The sequence below is a fragment of the Streptomyces sp. NRRL F-6676 genome, assembly GCF_000725625.1.
Lineage (GTDB): Bacteria > Actinomycetota > Actinomycetes > Streptomycetales > Streptomycetaceae > Streptomyces.
Genome location: NZ_JOHS01000104.1, coordinates 1 through 4,528 on the forward strand (window position 1 = coordinate 1; position 4,528 = coordinate 4,528).

The following is a 4,528-nucleotide window of genomic DNA, read 5'->3' on the forward strand; positions in this document are numbered from 1 at the left end:
GCGCCGGAGGCGTCGGCGTCCCAGGGCGCGATGGTCGCGCCGGGGGCGGTGGCTCCGGGGGCGGTGGAGCAGGTCGGCGGGGCGGGGCCCCGGTCCCTCGCGGCCCGGCTCACCGATCCGGGGACGGTGGGGCCGGGGCTGCTGGTCCTCGCGGGGAGTCTGGTGGCGTGGGTGGCCGCGCGCTACATCCGCGCGGAACAGGACCGCAAGGCCTACCGCAGGCAGTACGCCCGCACCTGGATCTGAGGGACGCGCGGGTCCCCGCGCCCTGACAGGGGCGCGGGGAACCGCGCGAGCAACCAAGCACCCACCCGCAGCCGCCGACGCACCCGAACCCCCGAGCTCAACCGCGCCCCACCGGGGCGAAGGGGGGAACCCCTGACCTGTCAGGCCGCTCGGCGGGGCTGAGGCACCGCGGTGGCCCATTCCATGACGAGCCGCTGGTACTCCTCGCGCTGCTCACCCGTCAGCGTGCCGCCCGACCGGTGCCACAGCGCACGGATCTCGTCGTTGACTTCGTCGGCCGACCTCTCGACGGCCGGCTCAGGAGTGGTGGACATGCCGTGAAGCATACGAGTCCCGGCGTGAAGGCGTTGTGAGCAATCCTACGTATTCCGGCATTTGGGTGCGTGAAGCTCATCACCCCAGCTCAGCACCGGTGTGGAGGTGGTCCGCGTCACTCTCACGTACCCGGCTTGCGCCCGTACACGTACACATCGTCACCGTTCCTCAGCAGCGACCAGTATTTCTTCGCGTCCTTCGTCGTCATGTTGACGCAGCCGTGCGAGCCCGGCGGGTTCCACATGCTGACGCCGACCGAGTGGAAGGCCTCGCCGCCGTCGAAGAACTGGCTGTACGGCATGGCCACGTGGTAGATCGACGACACGTGGTCGATGTGGCGCCAGTAGATCTTCTTCAGGCCGGTGCGGGTCTCGTACCCGTTGCGCCCGGTCCGCACCGGTACCGGACCGTACACGAGCTTCTTGCCGTCCTGGATCCAGCTGAGCTGGAGCGTGAGGTTCACGCAGGCGATGCGGCCCTTGTTGACAGGGCACTTCCCGGCCTTGTTGGGGGTCTTGCCGACCGCCTTCTGCTTGTTCATGAGGTCCATCACGCCCCAGGTGACGGGGCCGGCGTAGCCGATGGTGGGCGTGATGCCGTGCTTGCTCTGGAAGGCGCGGATCGCCTTGCAGTCGGCGGCGGACTGCCTGCCGTTCACCGGCCGGCCCAGGAACCTCTCCACCTGCTTCTGGTACGGCCCGATCGACGTCGTACAGCTCGCGGCGGTCGCGGGCGCGGCCCCGAGCGCGAGCGTGAGCGGTGTCACCAGTGAGGTGATGCCGAGCGCGACGACGGTCCGTCTGCGGGCGTCGCCCAGGATGTCCTTCATGGCACGTTTCCCCCTGCCCCGTCCTCCCGCTCCCGGTACCTCCGGGGCGGTACGGACTCGTCCAGGTAGACACGCGAGGGCGCCCGGCGGTTGCACAGCCGGGCCGGACGGCCGGACGACGGTCAGGACAGCCGGTGCCGGATGCCCTTGAAGCCCGTGTTGACCGCCGTCACGCCGCCGTCCACGCACAGCGTCGTGCCGGTGATCCAGGCCGCGTCGCGGGAGGCGAGGAAGGCGACGGCCGCGGCGATGTCCTCGGGCTCGCCGACCCGGCCCAGCGGGTAGACCTCCGCGGCGGCGGCCAGGGCCTGGGGGCGGTCGGCCCAGGCGGGGGTGCGGACCGTGCCGGGCGCGACGAGGTTGACGCGCACCCCGCGCGGTCCGGCGTGCCCGGCGAGCGTACGGGTGAGGGAGACGAGCCCCGCCTTGGCGGCGCTGTAGGCGTGGTTGCCGAAGTCCTGGAGCCCGTTGACCGAGCCGATGGTGACGACGGCGCCGCGTCCGGAGGCCACCAGATGCGGCAGCGCGGCCCTGCTGCACCGGTAGGCGCCGGTGAGGGTGACGTCGAGGTCGAGAGCCCAGTTCTCGTCGGGTTCGTCCTCGAAGAGCGGGGCGTCGGGCGCGCAGTGGTAGGCGTTGTTGACCAGCACGTCGAGCGCGCCGAAGGCCTCGACGGCGCGGGCGACGGCGGCCTCCACCGACGCCCGGTCCGCCACGTCGCACCCGTACGCCTCGGCGGCCAGCCCCTCCGCGCGCAGCCCGGCGGCCGTCTCCTCGGCCGCCGCCACGTCGACGTCGGTGACCAGGACGCGGGCGCCCTCCCCGGCGAGCCGCCGCGCGACGGCCGCCCCGATCCCCCGTGCCGCACCGGTGATCAGCGCGCCGTACCCGTCGAACCGTCCCGCAGCCGTCGCAGTCATGGCTCCGAACGTACCGCGCGGTGATCACCCGGCACAGTGCCCGGCACGGATCAGTGGCCGCGGGCGATCCATTCCTCCAGGTGCGGGGCCTCGGCGCCGATCGTGGTGGGGTCGCCGTGGCCGGTGCGGACCACCGTCTCGGGCGGCAGCGTGAGCAGCCGGTCCCGGATGGAGTCGACGATGGTCGGGAAGTGCGAGTACGACCGTCCGGTGGCGCCCGGGCCGCCCTGGAACAGGGTGTCGCCGGTGAAGACCGTGCCGAGCCCGGGGTCGTACAGGCAGACCGCGCCCGGCGCGTGCCCGGGCGTGTGCAGCACGGTCAGGTCGGCGCCGGCGGCCTCCAGGACCTGGCCGTCGTCCAGCCACTGGTCGGGCAGCCGGTCGGGGTGGGTGAGTTTCCACAGCGGCAGGTCGTCGGGGTGCAGCCAGATCACCGCGCCGGTGCGCTCGGCGAGGGCGGGCGCGGCGTTCACGTGGTCGTTGTGGGCGTGGGTGCAGACGATGGCCCGCAGCCGCCGGCCGCCGAGCGCCTCGACGATGGCGTCGGGGTCGTGTGCGGCGTCGATGACGATCGCCTCGTGGTCGTCGCCGACGATCCACACGTTGTTGTCGACGTCCCAGGTGCCGCCGTCGAGGGTGAACTGTCCGGAGGTGACGAGGTGGTCGATGCGCGCGGCCATCAGAGCGTCACCACCGAGCGCAGCACGTCGCCCTGGTGCATCCGCTCGAAGGCCTGCTCGACGCCGTCGAGCGCGATCGTCTCGGTGACGAAGGCGCCGAGGTCGAGGCGGCCCTGGAGGTGCAGGTCGATGAGCATGGGGAAGTCGCGGGAGGGCAGACAGTCGCCGTACCAGGAGGACTTGAGCGCGCCGCCGCGGCCGAACACGTCCAGCAGCGGCAGTTCGAGCTTCATCTCGGGGGTGGGCACGCCGACGAGGACGACGGTGCCGGCCAGGTCGCGGGCGTAGAAGGCCTGCTTGTACGTCTCCGGGCGGCCGACGGCCTCGATGACGACGTCGGCGCCGAAGCCGCCGGTCAGCTCGCGGACCGCCTCGATGGGGTCGCTCTCGCGGGAGTTGACGGTGTGGGTGGCGCCGAGCTTCTTCGCCGTCTCCAGTTTGCGGGGGTCGATGTCGACGGCGATGATCTTCGCGGCGCCCGCCAGCCGGGACCCGGCGATCGCCGCGTCGCCGACGCCGCCGCAGCCGATGACGGCGACGGTGTCACCGCGGCCGACGTTGCCGGTGTTGATCGCGGCGCCGATGCCGGCCATGACGCCGCAGCCGAGCAGTCCGGCGACCTCGGGGGCGACCGCCGGGTCGACCTTGGTGCACTGGCCGGCGGCGACCAGGGTCTTGTCGGCGAAGGCGCCGATGCCGAGGGCCGGGGAGAGTTCCTGGCCGGTGGAGGCGAGGGTCATCCTCTGCTTGGCGTTGTGGGTGTCGAAGCAGTACCAGGGGCGGCCGCGCAGACATGCGCGGCACTGGCCGCACACCGCGCGCCAGTTGAGGATGACGAAGTCGCCGGGGGCCAGGTCGGTGACGCCCTCGCCGACGGACTCGACGACGCCGGAGGCCTCGTGGCCGAGGAGGAACGGGTAGTCGTCGCTGATGCCGCCCTGCTTGTAGTGCAGGTCGGTGTGGCAGACGCCGCAGGCCTGGATGTCCACCACCGCCTCGCCCGGGCCGGGGTCCGGCACCACGATCGTCTCGATGCGGACGGGTTCGTCCTTGCCGGGTGCGATCACGCCGCGTACTTCCTGGGCCATGATGCTGCTGCCTTCCGTCGCTGCCGGGGTGGTGTCGGGGTGCCGACACCCTATGATCTTCACGCATTCCGGGGCGTGGGGATGCGGGGTGTCGCCGACGGGACGATGCTGGAGACATGTCCGGGCGTGCACCTGTGATCGTTCATCCGCCGCTGGGGTCGGGGGGCCGGCGCGTGACCGCGCGTGGGGAGAGTCTGGGGGTGGCGTTCTCCGACGAGGACCTGGTCGAGTTCCTGGGGCGGGCGGGTCTGCCGGACGCGGAGGAATTGCTGGACGACCCGGCCTGGGTCAAGTGGCGCGGCGCGGACGCCCACCACTATGTGACGGCGTGAAGTTGCCTCTCCCCAGTTCCCCGCGCCCCTGAGAGCCAGGGGCGCCCGGGTTTTTCAGGGGCGCGGGGAACTGCGCGAGAAGTCCCCACCCACCCGCAGCCCCCACACAACCCCACCC

General features: G+C 72.2%; 6 protein-coding genes and 1 pseudogene. 2 read left to right on the forward strand and 5 right to left on the reverse strand.

Annotated features, from left to right (window positions below):
- Positions 1-246: pseudogene (locus IO29_RS31030) on the forward strand (S1 family peptidase); the annotation flags it as partial.
- Between the two features lie 140 nt (positions 247-386).
- On the opposite strand, the gene IO29_RS31035 reads toward IO29_RS31030, so the two are convergent.
- The 5 genes from IO29_RS31035 to IO29_RS31055 all read right to left on the reverse strand — a co-directional run bounded on the left by IO29_RS31035 (position 387) and on the right by IO29_RS31055 (position 4,078).
- The gene (locus tag IO29_RS31035) at positions 387-572 is read right to left on the reverse strand and encodes a hypothetical protein (RefSeq protein WP_030383488.1); all 186 of its coding nucleotides are present in this window, start codon (positions 570-572) and stop codon (positions 387-389) included.
- A 110-nt stretch (positions 573-682) separates the two neighbouring features.
- Complete coding sequence (locus IO29_RS31040; RefSeq protein ID WP_030383489.1) at positions 683-1,378, reverse strand: L,D-transpeptidase family protein; 696 nt, start codon at positions 1,376-1,378, stop codon at positions 683-685.
- A 134-nt stretch (positions 1,379-1,512) separates the two neighbouring features.
- A complete protein-coding gene (locus IO29_RS31045; protein ID WP_030383490.1) occupies positions 1,513-2,310 on the reverse strand; it encodes an SDR family NAD(P)-dependent oxidoreductase in 798 nt (265 codons plus the stop codon).
- 50 nt (positions 2,311-2,360) lie between these two features.
- Positions 2,361-2,990 (reverse strand): MBL fold metallo-hydrolase, encoded by a 630-nt coding sequence (locus tag IO29_RS31050; RefSeq protein WP_030383491.1) that lies wholly within the window; start codon positions 2,988-2,990, stop codon positions 2,361-2,363.
- Positions 2,990-4,078: an S-(hydroxymethyl)mycothiol dehydrogenase gene (locus IO29_RS31055; RefSeq protein WP_030383492.1), complete on the reverse strand. Its 1,089-nt coding sequence runs from the start codon at positions 4,076-4,078 to the stop codon at positions 2,990-2,992. The genes IO29_RS31050 and IO29_RS31055 overlap by 1 nt, the downstream gene beginning before the upstream one ends.
- 116 nt (positions 4,079-4,194) lie before the next feature.
- Here IO29_RS31055 and IO29_RS31060 point away from each other — a divergent pair, with 116 nt between their 5' ends.
- Complete coding sequence (locus tag IO29_RS31060; RefSeq protein WP_030383493.1) at positions 4,195-4,410, forward strand: hypothetical protein; 216 nt, start codon at positions 4,195-4,197, stop codon at positions 4,408-4,410.
- Positions 4,411-4,528: the final 118 nt, after the last annotated feature.